The 1,528-nt window shown below is 49.9% G+C and carries 1 protein-coding gene and 1 rRNA gene; one reads left to right on the top strand and one right to left on the bottom strand.

Features of this window, described 5'->3' with window-relative positions:
- Window positions 1-111 (top strand): 5S ribosomal RNA (gene rrf, locus HKD40_RS17605); the annotation flags it as partial.
- Window positions 112-233: 122 nt separating this feature from the next.
- Here the strand turns inward: rrf and HKD40_RS17600 are convergent.
- Window positions 234-1,082, bottom strand: coding sequence for an HNH endonuclease (locus tag HKD40_RS17600; protein WP_169197066.1), 849 nt, complete (start codon window positions 1,080-1,082; stop codon window positions 234-236).
- Between the last annotated feature and the right edge of the window lie 446 nt (window positions 1,083-1,528).

Genomic DNA, 1,528 nt, shown 5'->3' with positions numbered 1-1,528 from the left:
TGGTTCTTGCGAGGAGCCCAAGACCCGATCCCATCCCGAACTCGACCGTCAAATTCCTCCGCGCCAATGGTACTAAGTCTCAAGACTTGGGAGAGTAGGTCACTGCAAGGTCTGCCAAAAACATAAAATCTCTCTACGATCATCTAAACCAAATACAAAAAGCCCCGCTCACCAGCGGGGCTTTTTGCGTTTGTGACGTAGTGGCGGGTCAAAACATAAACGTACTGAGCTGTCTAGCTATTCCAAGTCTGCGCATAGGCTGGCCCTCGACCATAAATGTGCTCACGATGCCAAGTGATGTACTCGGGGCGGGGCCAAATGCGCGGATCTTTGAATGCGATCTTCCTACCAGATCGTACAAGTTTCTTGGTGTCCGGACAGGCTGTTTCATGCACCGCGATTGTGCCGTCGATACTGAGGGCTATCACCCCTTCATCCCATAACCAATTTGCAATAGGGCTCATTGGCAGGACATTCGTAATCTCGTCGGGACCGCCATTGCGAAGCGGAACAATATGGCCAATTTGAGTTGCGTAACGTCCGAGTAGGATCCCTGTATGGTTCTGGCCAGTGAATACGCAAGTTGAGCCATAGATGCTCAGCATATCAAAGCGCAAATAAGGATCGCGCAGCTGAACACGTCGTTCAGCTAGATTCGGCGATTTTCCTAAGAGGTCCGTCGTAGAGTCGGTCGTTTCCGAAAAAGAATGTTCCGACCGTCGTTCAGCCCACAACACCTCTTCAAATTCTGCTGGTAGCTTTTGGATCAGCGGGGCATGTTCGTACCAATTCAAAGCCCTACTGCCGCTTGCCTCATACAAATGACTCAATGAGACGGCGTCTTCGAATAGTTCCAAATTGGCAAACTCCAGTAGCACAAAAGGCGTACCCTCGATTGGTGTGACCTCATAAAGGGTACCAAAACCTTGGTAGGCACCAGGCAATTGGTCTCGTGGTTGGTAAAACACGAACTGGTACCCGAGCAGATCGAGCAGCCTCCGAGACTGATTGGTACGCAATCGTATGAACCGATAGCCGTCATTTACCATTTGGTCCGCCCTGACATTCAGGGAATGCAGCACTCCGAAGTCTCCCGTAAGTGGAAGTACGGATTGTGTACAAATTTTTGAATCGTGTCAGTGGGCAGGAGGGAAATTTTGTGGAGACCGTGGCCTATCTCATAGGATGGTTTTGGGTATGTTTTTACCCAAGGTAGGTATTGTCTTGATCCTGAACCAATTCCGCCAAAAACTTCCCCTAGGTGGAAAACTCAGCAAAGGTGCTGAAACGCTGCTGACTCACCGGGCTTGTTCACATCCGGCACGGCGCCAAAAACCTGAATCATATCGAATTTTCTAAACCGCTCTGGACACGAAACAGTGCTGCCCCTATAACCCGGTGATCGCTGCAGAGCACAGCGCCTCACGGCACTGAGCGACGCAGCAAACGACTGAAATCAAATGCAAATTTGAAATTGGTTTAGTGGATCTCGAAAGATTTCGGAATTCGCGAAAATGGGTGTTGACGA

The sequence above is a fragment of the Devosia sp. MC1541 genome, from assembly GCF_012847305.1.
GTDB lineage: Bacteria > Pseudomonadota > Alphaproteobacteria > Rhizobiales > Devosiaceae > Devosia.
The sequence above is the reverse complement of the archived record's forward strand: the minus strand, read 5'-3'. Positions and strand labels throughout refer to the sequence as shown.